This window comes from Streptomyces sp. G7(2002), from assembly GCF_028870195.1.
GTDB classification, from domain to species: Bacteria; Actinomycetota; Actinomycetes; order Streptomycetales; family Streptomycetaceae; genus Streptomyces; species Streptomyces nigrescens.
The window spans coordinates 3875199-3897722 of record NZ_CP102609.1 but is presented as its reverse complement, the minus strand read 5'-3'; the positions used below and the strand labels follow the sequence as shown (position 1 = coordinate 3897722).

14 protein-coding genes and 1 pseudogene are annotated in these 22524 nt (G+C 72.9%); 12 read left to right on the top strand and 3 right to left on the bottom strand.

Features of this window, described 5'->3' with window-relative positions:
* Positions 1 to 59: 59 nt before the first annotated feature.
* The 3 genes from NUT86_RS16135 to NUT86_RS16125 all read left to right on the top strand — a co-directional run bounded on the left by NUT86_RS16135 (position 60) and on the right by NUT86_RS16125 (position 5100).
* On the top strand, positions 60 to 2636 hold the full coding sequence (locus NUT86_RS16135; RefSeq protein WP_274735926.1) for a HelD family protein: 2577 nt from the start codon (positions 60 to 62) through the stop codon (positions 2634 to 2636).
* Between the two features lie 441 nt (positions 2637 to 3077).
* The gene (locus NUT86_RS16130; protein ID WP_018091259.1) at positions 3078 to 4511 is read left to right on the top strand and encodes an NAD-dependent malic enzyme; all 1434 of its coding nucleotides are present in this window, start codon (positions 3078 to 3080) and stop codon (positions 4509 to 4511) included.
* A 307-nt stretch (positions 4512 to 4818) separates the two neighbouring features.
* On the top strand, positions 4819 to 5100 hold the full coding sequence (locus NUT86_RS16125; protein WP_006605312.1) for an HU family DNA-binding protein: 282 nt from the start codon (positions 4819 to 4821) through the stop codon (positions 5098 to 5100).
* A 149-nt stretch (positions 5101 to 5249) separates the two neighbouring features.
* Here the strand turns inward: NUT86_RS16125 and NUT86_RS16120 are convergent, their stop codons facing one another.
* The 3 genes and pseudogenes from NUT86_RS16120 to murA all read right to left on the bottom strand — a co-directional run bounded on the left by NUT86_RS16120 (position 5250) and on the right by murA (position 7541).
* Positions 5250 to 5576, bottom strand: coding sequence for a hypothetical protein (locus NUT86_RS16120; RefSeq protein ID WP_274735919.1), 327 nt, complete (start codon positions 5574 to 5576; stop codon positions 5250 to 5252).
* Between the two features lie 12 nt (positions 5577 to 5588).
* A pseudogene (locus NUT86_RS16115) lies at positions 5589 to 5750 on the bottom strand (serine hydrolase); the annotation flags it as partial.
* 444 nt (positions 5751 to 6194) lie between these two features.
* The gene (gene murA / locus NUT86_RS16110) at positions 6195 to 7541 is read right to left on the bottom strand and encodes a UDP-N-acetylglucosamine 1-carboxyvinyltransferase (protein WP_018091261.1); all 1347 of its coding nucleotides are present in this window, start codon (positions 7539 to 7541) and stop codon (positions 6195 to 6197) included.
* 296 nt (positions 7542 to 7837) lie between these two features.
* Here murA and NUT86_RS16105 point away from each other — a divergent pair, with 296 nt between their 5' ends.
* From NUT86_RS16105 to NUT86_RS16065, 9 genes are all read left to right on the top strand, one after another.
* Positions 7838 to 8509: a YqgE/AlgH family protein gene (locus tag NUT86_RS16105; RefSeq protein ID WP_109890073.1), complete on the top strand. Its 672-nt coding sequence runs from the start codon at positions 7838 to 7840 to the stop codon at positions 8507 to 8509.
* 188 nt (positions 8510 to 8697) lie between these two features.
* A complete protein-coding gene (locus tag NUT86_RS16100; protein ID WP_026169909.1) occupies positions 8698 to 9378 on the top strand; it encodes a hypothetical protein in 681 nt (226 codons plus the stop codon).
* A gap of 239 nt (positions 9379 to 9617) precedes the next feature.
* Positions 9618 to 9911 (top strand): DUF3039 domain-containing protein, encoded by a 294-nt coding sequence (locus NUT86_RS16095; RefSeq protein ID WP_026169910.1) that lies wholly within the window; start codon positions 9618 to 9620, stop codon positions 9909 to 9911.
* A 513-nt stretch (positions 9912 to 10424) separates the two neighbouring features.
* On the top strand, positions 10425 to 12080 hold the full coding sequence (locus NUT86_RS16090) for a beta-N-acetylhexosaminidase (RefSeq protein WP_274735911.1): 1656 nt from the start codon (positions 10425 to 10427) through the stop codon (positions 12078 to 12080).
* Between the two features lie 327 nt (positions 12081 to 12407).
* Entirely contained in the window at positions 12408 to 13304 is an 897-nt protein-coding gene (locus tag NUT86_RS16085) for an FAD binding domain-containing protein (protein WP_018091265.1), read from the top strand.
* Positions 13301 to 15595, top strand: coding sequence for a 2Fe-2S iron-sulfur cluster-binding protein (locus NUT86_RS16080; RefSeq protein WP_274735908.1), 2295 nt, complete (start codon positions 13301 to 13303; stop codon positions 15593 to 15595). Before NUT86_RS16085 ends, NUT86_RS16080 begins: the two co-directional genes overlap by 4 nt.
* 100 nt (positions 15596 to 15695) lie before the next feature.
* Complete coding sequence (locus tag NUT86_RS16075; protein ID WP_093646535.1) at positions 15696 to 18026, top strand: xanthine dehydrogenase family protein molybdopterin-binding subunit; 2331 nt, start codon at positions 15696 to 15698, stop codon at positions 18024 to 18026.
* An 825-nt stretch (positions 18027 to 18851) separates the two neighbouring features.
* Positions 18852 to 20936: an ATP-binding protein gene (locus NUT86_RS16070; RefSeq protein WP_274735905.1), complete on the top strand. Its 2085-nt coding sequence runs from the start codon at positions 18852 to 18854 to the stop codon at positions 20934 to 20936.
* A complete protein-coding gene (locus NUT86_RS16065; protein WP_274735903.1) occupies positions 20933 to 22462 on the top strand; it encodes an ABC transporter substrate-binding protein in 1530 nt (509 codons plus the stop codon). The genes NUT86_RS16070 and NUT86_RS16065 overlap by 4 nt, the downstream gene beginning before the upstream one ends.
* Positions 22463 to 22524 lie beyond the last annotated feature (62 nt).

Below are 22524 nucleotides of genomic sequence, written 5' to 3'. Positions count from 1 at the left end.
GCGGTGCCTGGTTCGCGTACGGTTGACGGCTGCCCTACGCACAGCAGAAGGGGGCCTGGGTGGCCGCGCACAACGCCACGCACGCACCGGATCACGCTTCGGATTCCGTACGCGACCGCGAGATCGAGGCCGAGCAGACGCATCTGGACCGTGTCTACCGGCGCCTTGAGGAGAAGATCCACGAGGCAGAGTTCCTGATGGACGACGCCGCCAAGCGCGGCCAGGTCGGCACGCCCGGCGCACTCGCCGAGCGTGACGCCCAGGTCTTCCAGGCCGGCGTCCATCTCCACCGCCTGAATTCCGAGTACGAGGACTTCCTCTTCGGCCGGATCGACCTGCTCCTCGGCAAGGACGGCAAGAAGGGCCCGGACGGCGCCTTCACCTCCGTCGAACCCGCCGACGGCGCGATCGAGGACGGCCGCGCCACGATCGCCGAGACGCTGCACATCGGGCGTCTCGGCGTCCTCGACGCGGACTACTCCCCGCTGGTCATCGACTGGCGGGCGCCGGCCGCCGCCCCCTTCTACCGGGCCACCCCGGTCGCCCCCGGCCGGGTCGTCCGCCGGCGGGTGATCCGCTCCAAGGGCCGTAAGGTCCTCGGCGTCGAGGACGATCTGATGCGTCCGGAGGTCACCGCGACGCTGGACGGCGAGGAGCTGCCGGCGATCGGTGACGGCGCGCTGATGGCCGCGCTGGGCCGGGCCCGCAGCCACACCATGCGGGACATCGTCGCCTCCATCCAGGCCGAGCAGGACAAGGTGATCCGGGCGCCCGCCGCCTCCGTCACCGAGGTCGAGGGCGGGCCCGGCACGGGCAAGACCGCGGTCGCCCTGCACCGCGCCGCCTACCTCCTCTACCAGGACCGCCGCCGCTACGCGGGCGGCATCCTGATCGTCTCCCCGACCCCGCTGCTGGTCGCGTACACCGAAGGCGTGCTGCCGTCGTTGGGCGAGGAGGGCCAGGTCGCCATCCGGGCACTCGGCTCGCTCGTGGACGGCGCCGAGGCGACCGCCTACGACCCGCCGGCGGTGTCCCGTATCAAGGGCTCGTCGCGGATGCAGAAGCTGCTGCGCAAGGCGGCCCGCGGCGCGCTGGAGCTGGCCGCGCCGGGCGCACCGCACACCGGCCGGGAGGCCGCCACGGCCGCGGCGAACGGGTCGAACGGGGGAGGGGCCCCCGACGGGGACGCCCAGCTGTCCCTGGAGGACCTCTTCGAGGCGTCCGGGGACGACAGCGAACGGGACGCGGCCGCCAACGGGAGCCGCAGGAGACGCCACAGAGCCCCGCGTCCCGCCCAGCCCGCCGCGGGCCCGCCCGCCCATCTGCGGGTCGTCGCGTTCGGCGGCCGGATCGAGCTGGACGCCGACGAGCTGCGTGCCATCCGGCAGTCCGCGCTCGGCGGCACCGCACCGGTCAACCTGCTGCGCCCGCGGGCCCGCCGGCTGATCCTGGACGCCCTGTGGACCAAGTCGGGCGCCGCGCGCCGCTACACCGACCCCGAACTCGCCGCCGAGGCCCGCGAGGGCTTCGACGAGGACATCACCACCGAGCCCGACTTCCAGGAGTTCCTGGACGCCTGGTGGCCCGAGCTGACCCCGCGCGGGGTGCTGGCCGCCATGGCCGACGAGCGTCTGCTCGGCCGCTGGGCACGCCGTCTCCTCAACCCGCGCGAGGTACGCCAACTGGCCCGCTCGCTGCAGCGGCTGGACCGCGGCGGCCACGGCCCGCTGTCGGTGCACGATGTCGCGCTGCTGGACGAGCTCCAGATGGTCCTGGGTGCCCCGATGCGTCCGCCCCGCCCGCGCGAGGCCGATCCGCTGGACCACCTGACCGGCCTGGAGGAGCTGACCACCCACGCGGACCGCATGGGCGGCGGCCGCAGCCGGCGCGAACGGCTGGAGGAGGAGCGCACCGACTACGCCCATGTCATCGTCGACGAGGCGCAGGACCTGACGCCCATGCAGTGGCGGATGGTCGGCCGCCGCGGCCGGCACGCGACCTGGACGGTCGTCGGCGACCCCGCGCAGTCCTCCTGGTCCGACCCGGACGAGGCCGCCGTCGCCCGCGACGAGGCGCTCGGCACCCGCCCGCGCCGCCGCTTCACCCTCACCGTGAACTACCGCAACCCCGCGGAGATCGCCGAACTGGCCGCCCGGGTGCTGGCGCTGGCGATGCCCGGTATGGCGTCCCCGAAGGCGGTCCGCTCCACGGGTTTGGAGCCCCGCTTCGCGCTCGTCGCGGACGGGAACGGGACCGGGAACGGGACCGGGAACGGGCGGGCCCGGTCCGGCGACGACACGGCGCTGGCGCAGGCCACGGTGGCCGAGGCGGAGCGGCTGCTGGGCGAGGTGGACGGCACGGTCGGCGTCGTGGTGGCCATGAACCGCCGTGCGCAGGCCCGCCGTTGGCTGGCACAGCTCGGCGACCGGGTGGTGGCGCTGGGCTCACTGGAGGCCAAGGGGCTGGAGTACGACGCGACGCTGGTGGTCTCACCGGCCGAGATCGCCGACGAGTCCCCGGCCGGCCTGCGGGTCCTGTACGTGGCGCTGACCCGGGCCACCCAGCAGCTGACCGTGCTCTCGGCCGAACGGGACGAGCCGGACGCGGCCGGAGTGCCCGACCTGCTGCGGGACTGAACCGTCCCGCAGGCCGTGCCGACACCCGGACGGCGGCCCGCGCCGGGCGTGCGCGCCGCCGTCCGAGGGGTCTTGAAATCGGCCCCCCGGGACGGGATTCGCTTCCGGGGATGGTTTGTTAGCCTGGGTGACGGCACCGGCTCGATCCAAGCCCCCGGGCCCAACCATCGTCGCTACGAGCGACCACTTGCCGCGAGGCGAGCATGGCGGGTCGGTGCCGCTGAACGCAGGAGAGGCCCACGTCACCCGGTGACGTGGGCCTCTTTGCTGTTGGTCTTTTACTGTGGCCGCAATATCTCGTATGGTGGAAGTCGTTTTCCGAAGTAGCCGCCGCCCGCGAACAAAACGTTCTCAATGCCGGGCGGCTACCGCGTACTCCGCGGTAGGTGCGACGATCGGACGGCAAATTCAGCCACACGGTGAAAGCAGAGGAAGTCGGCCATGGCAACGGCGCCCAGCGTCTCCTACTCGATGACGGTCCGGCTGGAGGTGCCCGCGAGCGGAACCGCGGTCTCCCAGCTCACCACGGCCGTCGAGTCCCACGGAGGCTCGGTGACCGGCCTCGACGTCACTGCGTCCGGACACGAAAAGCTCCGCATCGACGTCACCATCGCGGCGACCTCCACGGCCCACGCCGACGAGATCGTCCAGCAGCTGCGCACCATCGAGGGCGTCTCGCTCGGCAAGGTCTCCGACCGTACGTTCCTGATGCACCTCGGCGGCAAGATCGAGATGTCGTCGAAGCACCCCATCCGCAACCGTGACGACCTGTCGATGATCTACACCCCGGGCGTCGCCCGTGTGTGCCAGGCCATCGCCGACAACCCCGAGGACGCCCGCCGGCTGACCATCAAACGCAACAGCGTCGCGGTCGTCACCGACGGCTCCGCCGTCCTCGGCCTCGGCAACATCGGTCCCAAGGCCGCGCTGCCCGTCATGGAGGGCAAGGCGGCCCTCTTCAAGCGCTTCGCCGGCATCGACGCCTGGCCGCTGTGCCTGGACACCCAGGACACCGACGCGATCGTGGAGATCGTCAAGGCCATCGCCCCCGGCTTCGCCGGCATCAACCTGGAGGACATCTCCGCCCCCCGCTGCTTCGAGATCGAGGCACGGCTGCGCGAGGCCCTGGACATCCCGGTCTTCCACGACGACCAGCACGGCACCGCCATCGTGGTGCTCGCCGCGCTCACCAACGCGCTGCGTGTCGTCGGCAAGAAGATCGACGACGTCCGGGTCGTGATGTCCGGCGCCGGCGCGGCCGGCACCGCCATCCTCAAGCTGCTGATCGCCGCCGGTGTCCGGCACGCCGTCGTCGCCGACATCCACGGTGTGGTGCACGCCGGCCGCACCGACCTGGTCGACGCCGACCCGGACTCGCCGCTGCGCTGGATCGCCGACAACACCAACCCCGAGGGCGTCACCGGCACCCTCAAGGAGGCCGTGGTCGGCGCGGACGTCTTCATCGGCGTCTCCGCCCCCAACGTCCTGGACGGCGACGATGTCGCGAGGATGGCCGAAGGCGCGATCGTGTTCGCACTCGCCAACCCCGACCCGGAGGTCGACCCGGCCCTCGCCCGGCAGACCGCCGCCGTCGTGGCCACCGGCCGCTCCGACTTCCCGAACCAGATCAACAACGTCCTGGTCTTCCCCGGAGTCTTCCGAGGGCTCCTGGACGCCCACTCCCGTACGGTGAACACCGAGATGATGCTGGCCGCGGCCGGAGCCCTCGCGGACGTCGTCCTGGAGGACGAGGTCAACCCGAACTACATCATCCCCAGCGTCTTCAACGAGAAGGTCGCGGGCGCGGTGGCCGGTGCCGTCCGGGAGGCCGCGAAGAGCGGCGACCCGGCTGTGACAGCCACCACGGCGGTCTGAGTACGGCGCGTCGCTGGACACGCCGTCGTTGGGGCCCCCATAGGGTGGCGGGCAGCAAGCGACCGCCGCCCTGTGGGGCCGGCCCGGAGCGGGAATAATACGGAGCGTCACCACTAACGAGGCAGTGGCGCTTTTCGTGTGACCCTCCTGGGTGCCGGATTGGCTTTACCGCCGCAGGTGGGGGCAGGATGCGTAATCGGGCGCGAGGGTCTGGCACCAGACCCGGGTCCGGGGACTGTCCGAGGACCCTGGCAGCATCGGCTTCGATCTCACGCCTCATTGGCAAGAAGAACACGGGAGTACAAACATGAACCGCAGTGAGCTGGTGGCCGCTCTGGCCGATCGCGCCGAGGTGACCCGCAAGGACGCCGACGCCGTTCTGGCCGCCCTCGCCGAGGTGACCGGCGAGGTCGTCGCCAAGGGCGACGAGAAGGTCACCATCCCCGGCTTCCTGACCTTCGAGCGCACCCACCGTGCCGCTCGCACCGCGCGCAACCCGCAGACCGGCGACCCGATCCAGATCCCGGCCGGCTACAGCGTGAAGGTCTCCGCGGGCTCCAAGCTCAAGGAAGCCGCCAAGGGTAAGTAACACCCTCAGCACGGCATGACAGGGCGGCCATCCCTTCCAGGGGTGGCCGCCTTTTTGCGTTCGGAGGGGGAGCGCGGGAGCCGTGCGGCCCGGGCCTGAGCCCCCGTTGGCCTTCCGGTGCCCGTGAGGCGGCCTGTGCCCGCCCGGGATCAGCGGCCCGGGTGAACGGGGGGTCCGCCGGGTCCACGTCCGCCAAAGGGGCCGTCACGGCCGTCCTGCGCGGCGCACAGGGCGTGGTCGGCCAGGTCGGTGACGCCCCGGATCTGGCGCACGGCCGTGTCGTTGTCCCCGGGGCGGCTGTGCGTGGAGACGGTGAGGGTGGTCCGCCCGTCCGGGGTCACGGCGGGCCACATCACGTAGCCGAACCCGGTGCCGGCGTGCCCCCAGTACCCGCCGGTGTCCGCCGCCGTACTGATCATCGATCCGTCGGCGACCTCCCGCTCCCAGGAGCGGCCCGTGACCGCCTTGATGACCATGCCGGCGAGCAGGTAGTTGGTGTTGGAGTACTCCCAGCGTGTACCGGGAGGGGAAGCGGGCGGGTGCCGCAGGGCCAGGGCGACGCGCTGCCCGGGGGTGTAGGTGGTCCAGCGGTGGTGGCGGTATCCCGCCGCGCCCGGCTCCGGGACGACGTCCTTGAGGTAGTCGGGCAGTCCGCTGGTGTGCCGGAGGAGCTGCCGCAGGGTGATCCGGCGGCCGTCGTTGGACGGTGCGTAACCCGTGGGGTGTTTCCAGTCTGGCCGACAAGCCGGTGACGCCGGCGTCCCGCAGTGCGTCGGCGTCCTGTTGGAGACGGGAGGGCCGTACGGCGGCCGACGCTGCGGTGCCCGCGGGGAGAAGCGTGGTGAGGAGCGCGACGGAAAGGGCGGCCGCTGTCCGGCGTGCCCTCCGGAGTGGGGTGATCGACATGCGGCAACCGGAGCGGGCAGGTGCGGAGACCATCCGGCCTGCCCTCGGCTTCGCCGTCGGGTTCTCCACCGGCCCGTGCCCGTACGCCTGTTGACGGCACGCGGCCCCGGCGGCCCGGGGGAGCCGGCGCGGTCATGGCCGGCTCCGGGGCCGTCGGCCCCGGAGCCTGAAAGCCGCCCTGTCCGCGCTCAGTTGGGCAGTGCGCCGTTCGGCAGCTCGACATCGGCGCCGAGTTCCACGAGCTTCTCCATGAAGTTCTCGTAGCCGCGGTTGATCAGGTCGATGCCGTGCACCCGGGAGGTGCCCTGCGCCGCCAGTGCCGCGATCAGGTACGAGAAGCCGCCGCGCAGGTCGGGGATGACCAGGTCGGAGCCCTGCAGCTTGGTGGGCCCGGAGACGACCGCGGAGTGCAGGAAGTTGCGCTGGCCGAAGCGGCAGGCGGAACCGCCCAGGCACTCGCGGTAGAGCTGGATGTGCGCGCCCATCTGGTTGAGCGCGGAGGTGAAGCCCAGCCGGGACTCGTAGACCGTCTCGTGCACGATCGACAGGCCCGACGCCTGGGTCAGCGCGACGACCAGCGGCTGCTGCCAGTCCGTCTGGAAGCCGGGGTGGACGTCGGTCTCCAGGGCGATGGCGTTGAGCAGGCCGCCCGGGTGCCAGAAGCGGATGCCCTCGTCCTCGATCTCGAAGGCGCCGCCGACCTTGCGGAAGGTGTTGAGGAAGGTCATCATCGACCGCTGCTGCGCGCCGCGGACGTAGATGTTGCCCTCGGTGGCCAGCGCCGCGGACGCCCAGGAGGCCGCCTCCAGGCGGTCCGGGAGGGCGCGGTGGGTGTAGCCGTCGAGTTTGTCGACACCGGTGATCCGGATCGTCCGGTCGGTGTCCATGGAGATGATCGCGCCCATCTTCTGCAGCACGCAGATGAGGTCCTCGATCTCCGGTTCCACGGCGGCGTTCGACAGCTCGGTGACGCCCTCGGCCAGGACGGCCGTCAGCAGCACCTGCTCGGTCGAGCCGACCGACGGGTAGGGCAGCCGGATCTTGGTGCCGCGCAGCCGCTGCGGGGCTTCCAGGTACTGCCCGTCGGCGCGCTTCTCGATCGTCGCGCCGAACTGGCGCAGCACGTCGAAGTGGAAGTCCACGGGCCGGCCGCCGATGTCGCAGCCGCCCAGACCGGGGATGAAGGCGTGGCCGAGGCGGTGCAGCAGCGGGCCGCAGAACAGGATCGGGATCCGGGAGGAGCCCGCGTGGGCGTCGATGTCCGCGACGTTGGCGCTCTCCACGTGGGACGGGTCGAGGACCAGCTCGCCCGGCTCGTCGCCCGGGCGCACCGTGACGCCGTGCAGCTGCAGCAGCCCGCGCACCACGCGTACGTCGCGGATATCGGGCACGTTGCGCAGTCGGCTGGGGCCGCTCCCGAGGAGGGCGGCGACCATGGCCTTGGGCACAAGGTTCTTCGCGCCGCGAACCCGGATCTCGCCCTCGAGCGGGGTGCCGCCGTGGACAAGCAGTACGTCGTCAGTAGAGACGGTCATGGATCTCGCGTTCCTGGAGACGGGCAGGGGCCAAGCCAAAATGGTAAGGGCGGCGGAGGGTGTACCCGTAGGCCCGTGCGTGCTTTGACCATGTAATGGCTTTGTCACAACACGCTCCGCTACGATCAGTCTTTGCTCTGTAATCGCCCTTTGGGGGAATTGCCGGGGAATGTCCCCAATGGGCTGTCCGGCGCCGAGGGTGTGCGCCGGTGCTGCCGCCGTACGCCCTGCCCTGCTCTCGCACGGGTCCGGGCGTTGACTCCCCGCTCCGGGCAGAAGTGCGGGATCATGTGGCCATGACCGAGGTGTCCTCGCTCACAGGCCGGCTTCTTGTCGCGACCCCCGCGCTCGCCGATCCGAACTTCGACCGCGCGGTGGTGCTGCTCCTCGACCACGACGAGGAGGGCTCCCTCGGCGTGGTCCTGAACCGTCCCACCCCCGTCGGCGTCGCGGACATCCTCGCGCCCTGGGCCTCGCTGGCCGGTGAGCCGGGAGTGGTCTTCCAGGGCGGACCGGTGTCGCTGGATTCGGCGCTCGGGGTGGCCGTGGTGCCGGGCGGGCTGTCCGGTGAGGGCGGGGTCCCGTCGGTGGACAGCGGCGCCCGGCCCCAGGACGACGGCGCGGAGATGGCCGGTGTGCCGGCCGCGGACCGGGCGGACGTGCAGTCGGGTGACGAGCCGCTGGGCTGGCGCAGGGTGCACGGAGCGATCGGTCTGGTCGATCTGGAGGCCCCTCCGGAGCTGCTCGCGGCGGTGCTGGGCAGTCTGCGGATCTTCGCCGGGTACGCGGGCTGGGGGCCGGGCCAGCTGGAGGACGAACTGGTCGAGGGTGCCTGGTACGTGGTCGAGTCCGAACCCGGCGATGTCTCCTCGCCCGACCCGGAGCAGCTGTGGCGCGCGGTACTGCGCCGCCAGCGCAACGAGCTGGCGATGGTGGCCACCTATCCGGATGATCCGTCGCTGAACTGAATCCGGGTGGCGCTGTGCGGCGCGGCCGGTGCGGGGGCCTGGGTCACGGGCCGGATTTTGTTGACGACTTGATTATTGTGACGGCTTCGTCATGGGGAAATGTCAGTGCCCGTCGCTATGGTGCGGGATGACAGGGGACGGTGCGCGGCCGCGTCGGCGGGGCCGTGCTGGACAAACGGGGAGAGGCCATGCACAGGCCGAGCGTGCCCGAGGATCTGGACCACCCGGAGCGCCTGTGGGCGCGCGCCGCGACGCTGGCGGTAGTGGCGGCCGCCGTGGACGACGGGGACGAATTCTCCTGGAGCGACCAGGGATTGCAGTGCTGGAACGTCGGCGGCAGCTACTGGTGGCGGCTGAAGATGTTCGAGGACGGCCGGGCCCTGCTGTGCGGCCAGGACTCCGACGGCAGTCACACGCACAGCGGAGGCCGGCAGATCGACTTCCTGGACGGCGGCCCCGAGTGGCTGCCCTGGGAAGAGCTGCGGGAGGACGCCGCCGGCAATCTCTTCGGCTTCGTCTACTGGTGGCAGGACGGCGCCTGGGCCCGCGCGCCGTACCCCGAGAAGATGCCGGACGACGGCCTGGAGACGGCCATGAGCTGGGTCGCGCCCGGTGACGACGCGATCCGGGAGATCGCCGAGGACCTGGCGGCCCGCACGGAGACCGAGGTCGACGCCATGACGGCGGTGCGCGCCTTCCTCGCCGCCGCCGAGGCCCGCACGGTCGGCGCACAGGACATCGCCACCCTGCTCGACACGGTCTGCGGCCAGGACACCTGGTACGAGGTCCGGCCGGACGCCGCCCTGGCCTTCGCCACCGAGCTGGGGCTGACGGCCGGGGACCGGGGCGGGATGGCGGTGGCCTCCTGATGGCGGTCGCCTCCTGGTGACGGTGGCTTCCTGGTGACGGTGGCTTCCCGGCGGCGCCGGGGTGTGGCCGGTCACCGGCCACCGGGTGCGTCCGCGGCGCTGCCCGGCGCTCGGGGCGGGGCTGGCGCCGTACGCGCTGCCCTGGGCGCCCGCCGGGGTGGCGGCGGCGGGTCTGGCGCTCCACCTGGCGGTGGACCGAGGCTCCCGGGTTGCGGCGCGCGTGAGTACCCTTGGCTGTTATGAGCACTCTTGAGCCCGAGCGCGGGGCAGGTACGGGGACCCTCGTAGAGCCGACACCACAGGTGTCGCACGGCGACGGCGACCACGAGCGCTTCGCCCACTATGTCCAGAAAGACAAGATCATGGCGAGCGCGCTCGACGGCACCCCCGTCGTGGCGCTGTGCGGCAAGGTCTGGGTCCCGGGTCGTGACCCGAAGAAGTACCCGGTCTGCCCCATGTGCAAGGAGATCTTCGAGTCCATGGGCGCCGGTGGCGACAAGGACAAGGGCGGCAAGGACGGCGGCAAGAAGTAACCGCCGGCAGGACCGTCCCGCCCGGCCGGTCCTGCCCGTCCGTCAGCGCACGGCCGCACGCGCTCTGTCGCACGAGCGCAGCCGCACAAGTACAGCCGCACCGGCACAGCCGTATGAGCCCAGCGCAGCCGCATGAGCTCAGCAGAGCCGAAGAGCCGCAGGACACAGCCGTCGTCCTGCGGTGACGGCACCCCGCCTCGGGTACGGGCCCGGATCCTTCGTGGACCGGGCCCGTCTCCGTGCCTGCCTGCGTTCCCGTCCGGGGCGCTCCGCCTCCCGCACCGGCGCCACCCGCGCACTCCACCCGGCAACGGCGCGGGCGGTCTTCCGCACGCCGGACGGGACGAACGGCGCGGGAACGTGGCAGCATCGCCGTGACGACCACCCCCGTGCCGGTCGTCGCTTCCGCGCACCCGCATCCGTATCTGCGCGCTCGTAACTGCGTAGGCGTATCTGCGTACTCGTACAGGCCGGACGGTCCTGGGCCGTCCGCCGCGGTGAAGGACGGACGGCATGCCCGAGACGGACCCCACCCCCACGGCACCGGGCGGCGGCCTGGTCCCGGCGCCGCTGAGCATCGACGGGCCCTACCGCAGCGCCGTCCGCCTGGGCGAGGACACCGTGTTGGCGGCCGAACCCGGCACCGAGGACACCGCGCGCTGGCTGCGCGCCACCCTGGGCGCGGCCTTCGGCCTGCCGCTGCCGCCCGGCTCCGGCAAGGCGACGGACGCCCTCGCCCTGGCCCTCGACCCTTCCCTGCCCCTGGAGGGCTACCGGCTGGCGGCCGACGCCCGTTGGGGCGTACGGATCACCGGCGGCGGCCCGGCCGGAGTCTTCTGGGGAGCGCAGACGCTGCGGCAGCTGCTCGGCCCGCAGGCCTTCCGCCGGGCGCCGCTCGCACCGGAGCGCGCGGCCGTCCTGCCGCAGCAGACCATCGACGACGGCCCCCGCTTCGCCTGGCGCGGCATGCTGCTCGACGTCGCCCGGCACTTCCTGCCCAAGGACGGAGTGCTGCGCTACCTCGATCTGCTCGCCGCCCACAAGCTCAACGTCCTGCACCTCCACCTCACCGACGACCAGGGCTGGCGGATCGAGATCAGGCGCTACCCGAAGCTGACCGAGGTCGGCGCCTGGCGGGAGCGCACCAAACTCGGCCACCGGGCCTCCCCGTTGTGGGACGAGCGCCCGCACGGCGGCTACTACACCCAGGACGACATCCGCGAGATCGTCTCCTACGCCGCCCAGCGGCATATCACCGTCGTGCCCGAGATCGACATCCCCGGACACTCGCAGGCCGCCATCGCCGCGTACCCCGAACTCGGCAACACCGACGTCATCGACACCACCTCCCTGAAGGTCTGGGACACCTGGGGCGTCAACCCCAACGTACTGGCGCCCACTGACAACACCCTGCGGTTCTACGAGCACGTCCTGGAGGAGGTCCTCGGCCTCTTCCCCTCGACGTTCGTGCACATCGGCGGCGACGAGTGCCCCAAGGACCAGTGGCGGGCCTCCGCCACCGCCCAGGCGCGGATCGCCGAACTGTCGCCGGCCGGCGAGGACGAACTGCAGAGCTGGTTCATCCGGCACTTCGACCGCTGGCTCGCCGACCGCGGCCGCCGGCTGATCGGCTGGGACGAAATCCTGGAGGGCGGACTGGCCGAGGGAGCCGCCGTCTCCTCCTGGCGCGGCTACGCGGGCGGTATCGCAGCCGCGAAATCCGGCCATGACGTCGTCATGTGCCCCGAACAGCAGGTGTATTTGGACCACCGTCAAGACCCCTCCCCGGACGAGCCGGTGCCGATCGGCTTCGTACGGACCCTGGAGGACGTCTACCGCTTCGAGCCGGTACCACCGGAGCTCACGGCCGATCAGGCCGCGCATGTCCTGGGCGCCCAGGCCAACGTCTGGACCGAGGCCATGGACAGTCAGCAGCGCCTCGACTACCAGGTCTTTCCGCGGCTGGCCGCCTTCGCCGAGGTCGCCTGGTCACGGCTGCCCGCCCCGGCCGACCGCGACTACCAGGACTTCACCCGGCGCATGGCTGCCCACTACACCCGCCTCGACGCCCTCGGCGTCGATTACCGCCCGCCCGGCGGCCCCCTCCCTTGGCAGAAACGCCCCGGGGTGCTCGGACGCCCGATCGACGGGGCGCCCCCAAACGTGTGAGCCCTGGTGCAAGGAGGGCGCTCGTACGGCCGGTCCCTGGGACGGTGGTGCGGTACGGCGGTTCCTCCCCCGTACCGCCGTACCGACCGCCGGCGCAACGACGGTCTGCGCCCCGCCGGACGCCCTCCGCCGACGCACCGCACCGCAGTTCCGCACCGCGGCGGCGGACGAAACCGGACCAGCAGCCTGTTCGGGGACGGATCGTTCCTTCGTGGACCCTCGCGCCGAGGGTCCGGGAAGATGTGCCAGAGTTGCCACGTCCGGGCTGCGAGCACGTACCGTACGGCGGAGCGGAACTGCCGGGACACCGGGGAAGGGGCAGCTGGCTTGACCACGCACGCACCGCACGCGTCGCACACGGTGACGTTGCCGGCCTCGCTCGACGAGGCGGTGGCGGCGCTGACGGCCATGCCTGCCGCCGTGCCCGTCGCGGGCGGCACCGATCTCATGGCGGCGGTCAACGCCGGACTCCTCAGACCCGCGGCCCTGGTGGGCCTCGGCCGCATCAGCGAGATCCGCGGCTGGCAGTACCTGGACGGCCATGCGCTGCTCGGTGCCGGCCTCACCCTCGCCCGTATGGGACGCCCCGACTTCGCCGCCCTGATCCCCGGACTGGCCGCCGCCGCCCGCGCGGCCGGTCCGCCGCAGGTCCGCAACGCCGGCACCCTCGGCGGCAACATCGTGACCTCCGCCCCCACGGGCGACACCCTCCCGGTGCTCGCCGCCCTGGAAGCCACGGTGATCATCGCCGGCCCCGGGGGCAGCCGCCGCGAGATCCCGGTCAGCCACCTCCTGGCCGGCCGGGAGATGCTGAGCCCCGGCGAACTCGTCGGCTTCGTACGGGTGCCGCTGCTGCACGCCCCGCAGACTTTCCTGAAGGCGACCGGCCGCACCGGCCCCGGCCGTGCCACCGCCTCGGTGGCGCTCGTCCTGGACCCGGCCAGGCGCGGTGTGCGCTGCGCGGTGGGCGCGGTCGCCGCCATGCCGCTGCGCCCCCTGGAGGCCGAGGAGTGGGTGGCCTCGCTCATCGACTGGGACGGCGAACGCGGCCTGGTGCCCGAGGCGCTGACGGCCTTCGGTGACTATGTCGCGGCCGCCTGCATCCCGGACCCGGCACCGCCCGAGGACGGTTCGGAACCGGCCACCCTGCCGCCGGCCGCACTGCACCTGCGCCGTACGGTGGCAGCGTTGGCCCGCCGCGCACTTGGGAGGGCGCTCTCATGAGCGACGCAGACAACCGCCATCCGTACCAGCCGCACCCCGACCAGGGCTGGCAGCCGCTGCCCCAGGGCGGCGAGTACGAGTCGGAGGCGACGGCCTTCGTGCAGCTCCCGGAGGGCTTCACCACCGGGGTCTACGGCGGTGGATCCCCCCGGTACAACACCCCGGGCCCCGAACCTCTCGCCGCACCCGGCCACGGCTACACCCCGCCGGCCTCCTTCAGTTCGCACACCGCCCCGCAGGTCGCGGACGCGGGCACCGACCCGTCGTCCACCGGCCAGTGGACGATGCCCTTCGCGGACCCCTCGGCCGGTTACGCGGACCCGACCGCCGGATACCCGGCCCATACGGAGCACGCTCCCCACCACGACCCCTCCGCGGGCTACCAGGGTGGCGCGCCCGAGGCGGCCCAGCCGTGGGGCGGCGACACCGTGGAGTGGCCCGTGGCGGGCAGCCCCGAGGCGGGTGGCACCGGAGCCTGGTCGGTCCCCGCGGCGGCGGACGACGGCCTGGAGGAATCCGGCGAGTACCTGGTCGGCGACGACGGCCTGACGGGTCATACGGGACTTACGGGCGGCCACCCGGGCCTCCCCGGCCATTCGGGTCATCCGGGGCATCCAGGGCATGGTGTCGCCGCGGGCTACCACGGCGGCGGATACCCGGGCTCCGGCGCGTACGGCGACGCCGGGAGCGCGGCGGACACCGGCGAGGCCGCCGGGACCGGGCACTGGAACTTCACCGCCGGGCTGAGCGCCACGAGCGCGCCGGAGACGCACCACGCGGAGCCGCAGGAGACCGGGCACGGCGGAGCGGTCCACGACCCCTTCGGCGGCCCTGCGGGCGACCCGTACGCGCACGAGCGCGGTCTGCCGGGCCACGGCACCCAGCCGGGCGGCGAACGGCCCGGAGACGGCGGTCCGTCGGCCGGCGACCCGTATGCCACGGGCGTGGGCGGCCGGAACGCCGCGGCGGGCGACGCGACCGGGCACTGGTCGCTGCCGGCCGATGCGCTCGCCCAGTGGCCGCCGGTCGCGGAGACGGCGCAGCCGTCGCACGACGGGGCGCAGCACCAGCGGGAGGCGCAGCGCCAGCGGGAGGCGGCGCACCAGCAAGAGGCGGCGCACCAGCAGGAGGCGGCGGACCGTCCCGACCGGGCGGCGGATGCGCCCGGCGCGAGCGGCTGGTCGATCCCGGTGGCCGAGGGCGAACAGCAGGAGCACTCCGGCGAGTTCGCGCTCGCCGACGCGGCCGGGCACCTGACGCCCGCCCCGCCCACCGCGCCGGAGGCCGACGGAGCGACGGACGCTCCTATGGAGACCGCGGAGAGCACGGAGACGGCGGGGACCGCGGAGCTCGGTGCGCACACGGAGTCCCGCGAGTCCGGCGAGCCCGTGGGCCTCACCGGCCCTGCCGACCCCGTGGCCACCACGGACGAGGGCACCGCGCCGCACGACACTGCCGACGCCGCCGGTTCCCCCGGCGACGCCGAGCACACCGGTGCCGGGGACCCGGCCGCTGCCGAGGAACGCACGGGGGCCGGGGAACGCACCGGGACCGGGGAGCCCACGGGCGCCGACGCGGGTACCGGGGAGTCCACCGGCCTCGTCGACGGGCTCGCCGCCGCACACCCCTCCGACCTGGCGGCCGATCCCGGCTTCGACGACCACGACGAACACCCCGCCGCCTCCTACGTCCTGCGGGTGAACGGCATCGACCGGCCGGTCACCGACGCCTGGATCGGCGAGTCACTGCTCTACGTGCTGCGCGAGCGCCTCGGTCTGGCCGGCGCCAAGGACGGCTGCTCGCAGGGCGAGTGCGGGGCCTGTTCCGTCCAGGTGGACGGCCGGCTGGTGGCGTCCTGCCTGGTGCCCGCCGCCACCACGGCGGGCAGCGAGGTCCGTACCGTCGAGGGGCTCGCGGAGAACGGTGTGCCCTCCGACGTGCAGTGCGCGCTCGCCGCGTCCGGTGCCGTGCAGTGCGGCTTCTGCGTACCGGGGATGGCGATGACCGTCCATGACCTCCTGGAGGGCAACCACGCCCCCAGCGAGCTGGAGACCCGCAAGGCGCTGTGCGGCAACCTGTGCCGCTGCTCCGGCTACCGGGGTGTGCTGGACGCCGTCGACGAGGTCGTCAAGGCCCGTGCGGAGGCCGCCGAGGCCGCCTACGCGCCCGCGGACGAACCCGACGGGGCGGCGCCCGCGGACACCGCCCGTATTCCCCACCAGGCGGGCCCCGCCGACGAAACGGGCCACGCCCCGCACGACCAGGATCCGCACCCGGGAGGCTCCGCATGAACGAGCGCAGCATGGGGGTCCCCCCGGCCGGAGGCTGGGCGAGAACGATGAAGAGGTGCGCGCTGAGCGAATGCGAGGCCGAGCGAAGCGAGGTTGCGGCATGAGCGGTACGTCCGACGGCGCAGGTGCCGTTACCGCGACCCCCGCGGCGGGCGTCCAGATCCCCGAGGAGCCGCCGCCGCACGGCCTGGGCGTCTCGCTGCCGCCCGCCGACGCGCCGGCGAAGACCGAGGGCACCTTCCCGTACGCCGCCGACCTGTGGGCCGAAGGGTTGCTGTGGGCCGCGGTGCTGCGCTCGCCGCATCCGCGCGCGCGGATCCTGTCCATCGACACCAAGCACGCGGTGGAGATGCCGGGTGTACGCGTCGTCGTCACGCACGAGGACGTGCCCGGTGACGCGGGGCACGGCCGGGGCACCGCCGACCGCCCGGTGTTCGCCAAGGACGAGGTCCGCCACCACGGTGAGCCGATCGCCGCGGTGGCCGCCGAGCACCCCGACACGGCACGGCTGGCCGCCGCCGCCATCGCCGTCGAGTACGAGGTCCTGGACGCGGTCACCGACCCCCAACTGGCCTTCGAGGCCGAGCCGCTGCACCCGGACGGCAACCTCATCCGGCACATCCCGCTCCGCTTCGGCGACGCCGAGGCCATGGGCGAGGTGATGGTCGAGGGGCTCTACCGGATCGGCCGGCAGGACCCGGCGCCCATCGGGGCCGAGGCCGGGCTCGCGGTGCCGCGCCCCGACGGCGGCGTGGAGATCTACACCGCCTCCACGGACCCGCACACCGACCGCGATCTGGCCGCCGCCTCCTTCGGCCTCGAACCGGAGCAGGTCAAGGTCGTGGTGACCGGTGTCCCCGGCGCCACCGCCGACCGCGAGGACCCCGGCATCCAGCTCTCGCTCGGCCTGCTGGCGCTGCGTACGGGCTGCCCCGTCAAGCTCGCCGCCACCCGGGAGGAGTCCTTCCTCTCGCACGCCCACCGCCACCCCACGCTGCTGCGCTACCGCCACCACGCGGACGCCGACGGCAAGCTGGTCAAGGTGGAGGCACAGATCCTCATGGACGCCGGCGCCTACGCCGACACCTCGGCCGATGCGCTCGCCGCCGCCGTCTCCTTCTCCTGCGGCCCGTACGTCGTCCCGCACGCCGTTGTGGACGGCTGGGCGGTGCGCACCAACAACCCGCCGTCCGGCCATGTGCGCGGCGAGGGCGCGATGCAGGTCTGTGCCGCCTATGAGGGCCAGATGGACAAGCTGGCCGCCCGGCTGGGCCTGGAGCCCGACGAGATCCGGCTGCGCAACGTCATGGCCACCGGCGATCTGCTCCCCACGGGACAGACCGTGACCTGCCCCGCCCCGGTCGCCGAACTCCTGCACGCCGTCAAGGAAGCGCCGCTTCCCGAGCTGCCCAAGGATGCGCCCGAAGCGGAGTGGCTGCTGCCGGGCGGGCCCGAAGGGGCGGGCGAGCCGGGCGCGGTACGCCGCGGCGTCGGCTATGGCCTGGGCATGGTGCACATGCTGGGCGCGGAGGGCGCCGACGAGGTCTCCACCGCGACCGTCAAGGTCAGCGGCTCGGTCGCCACCGTCATCTGCGCCGCCGTCGAGACCGGCTCCGGGTTCTCCACGCTGGCGCGGCAGATCGTGCAGGAGACGCTCGGCATCGAGGAAGTGCATGTCGCGGGCGTCGACACCGACCAGCCGCCGGCCGGACCGGCCTGCCACGGGCGGCACACCTGGGTCTCCGGCGGCGCCGTCGAGCGGGCCGCCAAGATGGTCCGTACCCAGCTGCTGCAGCCGCTGGCCCACAAGTTCGGGATGTCCACCGAGCTGCTGCAGATCAACGACGGCAAGATCACCTCTTACGACGGAGTGCTCAGCACCACCGTTTCCGAGGCGCTGGACGGCAAGGAACTCTGGGCCACCGCCCAGTGCCGGCCGCATCCGACGGAGCCGCTGGACGAGGGCGGACAGGGCGATGCGTTCGTGGGGCTCGCCTTCTGCGCGATCCGCTGTGTCGCCGATGTCGACATCGAGCTCGGCACCATCCGGGTCGTGGAGATGACCGTCGCCCAGGACGTGGGCCGGGTGCTCAACCCCCGCCAGCTGCGGGCCCGTATCGAGGCCGGGGTCACCCAGGGCATGGGCGCCGCCCTGATGGAGAACCTGCGCACCACCCGCGGCCAGGTCCGCCATCCGGACCTGACGGGCTATGCGCTGCCGACCGCCCTGGACGCTCCGGAGATCCGCATCGTCAAGCTCGTCGAGGAGCGCGATGTGGTCGCCCCCTTCGGCGCCAAGCCCGCCAGCGCGGTCCCGGTCGTCACGGCACCGGCCGCCGTGGCCTCCGCGGTCCGCGCCGCCACCGGCCGCCCCATCGGCCGCCTCCCGATCCGCCCGCAGGCGGCGGTGGCGCAGGTGGTGCAGCAGTAGGGCTCACGGGGCTGGGGTGACCGGGGGGCTGCGCGCCTTTTGGGGGTTGCCGGTTGGTCGCGTGCCTTTGGGGGGCGGCAGTTGGCTGTCGGCTGCGGTCCTTCTGGGGTTGGTTGTCGGCTGGGTGGCTCCTTGGGGGGACTGTCGACCGCGTGCCTTTGGGACTTGGCCGTCGGCTGCGTCCCCGTGGGACTTGGTCGCCGGTAGCCCGCCTCTTGGGTTGCTTCGCTGCCTACCTGCTGCTCTGGGTTCTTCGCTGCCTGCCCCTTGGGTTTTTCCCCGCCGCCCACCCGCTGCGTTTGGTTTTTCCCCGCCGCCCACCCCCCTTCGGGGGGTGGGCGGGTGTATGTGGGTCGGTTTGCGGTGAGTGGCGTGTGCGCGGGGGCGTGGCGTGGGGCGGGACGGGGCGGCGTGGGGCGGCATCGTGCCCTGGTTCGGAGGGGCAGCGGCTCGGCGGGGGCGGTGTCGGCGCAGCGGTTCGGCGTTGCGCGTGGCTGGGTCGCCGGTCGGTGTGAGTGAGCGGCTGCGCATCGGTTCAGGGCCGGGGGGGGGTGCCTCGTGCGCGTGTGCCTCGTGCGTGTTGCTTCGGGGAGCGGTCGATGACCTGCGCTTTCACTGTCCGTCACGGCGTTTGTCAGTGGTGTCACTTAGAGTGATTTCCGGTGGGTGAGATGGGGGTGCGTGAGGGGAGGAAAACGGTCTGGTGGGGTCAAAGTGCTTGCAAGGGACGGGAATTGGAGGATCCTGGGGCGGCCGGAGTGAGCGCCGGCCGGTCGTGGGGATCGCGGGGATCACAGGGATTCGCGAGGTCGAGGGGGAGCGGGGATGCCGCAGGAATGGGCGGGGGAGTCCGGGCGGGACCGGGCTGTGGAGCGGTACGTCCAGGAGTTGTTGGTGCGCAGGCCGGGCAGCCGGCCCGAGTTGCCTGCCACCTTGTTGCTGGGGCCGCGTGGCAGCGGTAAGACGACGGTGCTGCGCCATCTGGCGGACTGGGCCCGGCGGGCCCCGGTGGCCCGCCTCGATCTGGCGGCGCTGGGCCAGGAGGGCCGTAAACCGATCGATGTGCTGGCCGCGTTGGTCTTCCAGCTCAACGAGTCGAAGCGGGATTTCGCCCGGCTGAGCTTCCCGGCGTTCGGGCTGCTGACCATCGCGGTCGCGGCGCGGATGGACGCGGCCGACCGGGACGCCGCCGTACGGCAGATGGAAGAGGCGCTGGTCGGGCCGCCGGGCAGCCGCTCGGAGGTGATCAACCAGCTGGCCGCGTACGCCGCGACGGTTCTGGGCGCCCCCACCGCGGTGACCGCCGCGCTGCCGCTGCTGCCGGAGTGGCGGCGCCACTGGGTGCGGCTGCGGGTGCGCTGGCGGCTGGCGCGTATCCGGCGCCGCAGCCGTGGCGGCGGTTCCGTCGACGGCTTTCTGATCGACCTCAACCAGCGCTACGGCGACCGCGAGGCGGCCGAGCGGCAGCGGGCCGAGGCGGTGCTCTTCGACGCCTTCCTGGACGATCTGGGGCGGGCGTACGGCTCGCGTGGCGGTGACAAGCGGCGTACGACGCAGTGCCTGGTGCTGCTGGACAACGTCGACAGTCCGCTGGGCAACGACTTCCTCAAAGCGCTGCTGGACGCCCGGCGGAAGGCCGGGGCGCCCGATCCGCTGCTGGTGCTCGCCACCGCGGGGAGCTATCCGGCGGCGCTGGAGGGGTTTGCGTTCGGCGGGCCGCGGCGGCCCGGTGTGCTGCCCGGCCGGTGGCCCGCGCAGGAGGAGAGGTTCGTTCCGGAGCAGGTCGTGAAGGGGCTCGTGGTGGGCCGGCTGCGCGATCTGGTCCGTCATGAGGTCGAGCAGCAGGCAAAGGAGGCGCTGCGGTCGGCCGGCCCCCGGGTGCCGGTGCCGGCTGCCGACAACGGGGTGCAATGGCTGGGCTGGGTGGTGTACGAGCTCACCCGGGGGCATCCGGCAGGCACCGCACAGCTGTTGGAGGCCCTGCTGGAGTGCCCGGCGGACGAGGGCTGGGAGGCGCGGCTGCGGCAGGTCCTGCAGCCCTCCTCGGACCTCGTCGACGCCCTGCTGGAGCGGCTGCTGCCGATGGACGCCAGCGGCGAGCTGATGCAGGCGCTGGCCCGCGGCTCGGCCGCCGTCGACCTGGCGCAGGCGCAGGCGGGCCGGGTGCTGTGGGACGAGTCGAGCGCCCGCGTCCAGGAGGAGTTCAACGACTTCTGTACGGACGTGCTGCGCACCATGCATCTCGACGGGGGCGACGAGGAGTCCGACGGCCGGACGGAAACCCCCCACCCCTTGCTGCGTCTGCTGTTGCTGCGCCGGCTCGCCGCGGTCCCCGAGCCCGACACCGCGGCAGGCGGAGCGGCCGGGAGCGTTGACGGGGCGGCCGGTATCCGGGGGCGGCGGGCGGTGCATGCCGCGCTGCGGGACCGGGCGGCCGCCGCGGGGGAGGAGGCCACCGCGGCCTATCACGCGCTGGCGGGCGGCGATCTCGCCGCGGCGGCCGCCTATCTGGACGACGCGTTCGACCGGGTCACCCCGGAGGAGTGGTGTGCGGAGCTGTGCCGGCTGCGGCGCGCGCCGCTAGCCGAGGCCGGGCCGGCCCTCGATCAGCCGCTGTGGGAGCGCTACGAGCGGCTGGTGGAGCACCTGGGCGAGGGCGCCGTGGAGCAGCGGCTGCGGACCATCACCCGGCTCCTCGCGGCGGTCTGGATCGGCCCCGAGCCGCCGGACGACCCCCGTACGGACCGGGTCGGCGATCCGTACCGCGATCCGCTCGGCGACCCCGGGGCCGAGCTGTACGGCGAGATCCAGGCCCGCTTCCACACCCTCGCGGTGCATGCCGACAGCGTGCCCTGGACCTCGGCGCTGCTGCGGAAGGCGAAGCAGTACGGAAAGGAGCCGTGGCTGTGAGCACCCGTCTCTTCGAACCGCCCCGGCCCCCGCGGCGCTGGGGGCTGTGGATCATCTCGGTGCTGGTGGCGGCGGCGGTCGTGGTCGCCGCCGTGGTGCAGATCGTCGAGACGAACGGACGCTGCGGGGAGGGCGTCCGCGAGGTGGCCGACGGTGAGTGCGTGGGCGTCACGGACGGCGCGTACGCCTTCGGGAACATGAAGTCGCTGAGCGACAGGATCCGCGCCGAGAACGACGAGGTCGTCAAGTCCGGGGAACGGTCGGTCGCCATCGCCTATCTCGAGGCCATGGCGGGCGGCTCTGCGGACCGTGGGCCGGAGGCCACCCGGCAGGCCATCAGCGGCGCCTACCTCGCCCAGCGCGCCCTGAACGCCGAGCGCTCGACGCTCCCCAAGATCCGCCTGCTGCTCGCCAACACCGGCCGTGGCGACCGCCATTGGCGCCAGGTCGTCGACCAGCTCATCGCGATGAAGGACAAGGAACGGCTGGTCGCGGTGGCGGGCTTCGGGCAGAGCAACGACCGTACGATGCGCGCCGTGCAGCGGCTGCGCGCCGCCGGGCTGCCGATGGTCGGTGCGACCGTGGCGGCGGACGGGCTGAGTTCCCGTACGGCCGGGTTCTACCGGGTCTCCTTCCCCAACCGCGACCAGACCGCGGCCGCCGCGGGCTACCTCAAGGAGCAGCAGCGCAAGCACCCCGGCTACCGCGTGCAGGTGATCAGGGACGGCAACGAGAAGGACAACTACAACACCTCGCTCTACGAGGACTTCTCACGGGCGGCGCGGCGCGCGGGCCTCGACGTGGACGACGAAATCATCCCGTTCCGCTCCGGGGAGGACGAGGCGGCGACCGCGGGCAATGCGCTGTCCCTCGTCGCCGACAAGGTCTGCGGTGACCCGAAGCCGCCGGACGCGGTGTATTTCGCGGGCCGGGGCCGGGAGCTGCGCCGGTTCATCGAGGCGGCCGGGGAAGGCGGCCGGCACTGCCGTACGACGGTGCTCTCCGGCTCCAGTGCGCTGGGCATCTACTTCGACACCGGGGGCGACCGACACCGTGCCGAGCTCGCCACCCTCGCCGAGCGCTGGAAGGACAGCCAACTGACCGTCTACTACACCGCCTTCACCCACCCCGCGATATCCAAGGAGGTCTACGACGGCGCCGGGAACGGCCCGTTCGCCGACTTCGAGCGCGCCTACCGCACAGCGGTCGGCGGCCCCACCACCGACCTCGCCAGCGGCCAGGCGATGCTCGGCCATGACGCCACGTACACCATAGGGAAGGCGGCCCGGAACGCCGTCGGCGTCTACGGCACCCGCCAGGTCACCGCCCGTATGGTCCTGGCCATGCTGGAGCAGACCAACGGTAGGTCCCGGGTCCGTGGCATCAGTGGCTACATAGCCTTCGACCCGGACACCGGCGAGCCGGTGGACCGTCCGCTGGCGCTGGTGGAGCTGCGCCGCCCGACGGACACCGGCGAGGCCGGAGACATCTACCGCTTCGTGACCGGGCTGTCCGCCGGCCGCTAGGGGCGGGGCGCGGCGGCACGGCCGGTGGGGAGCCGGAAGGCGTGGAAGCAGGAGAGGGGGCC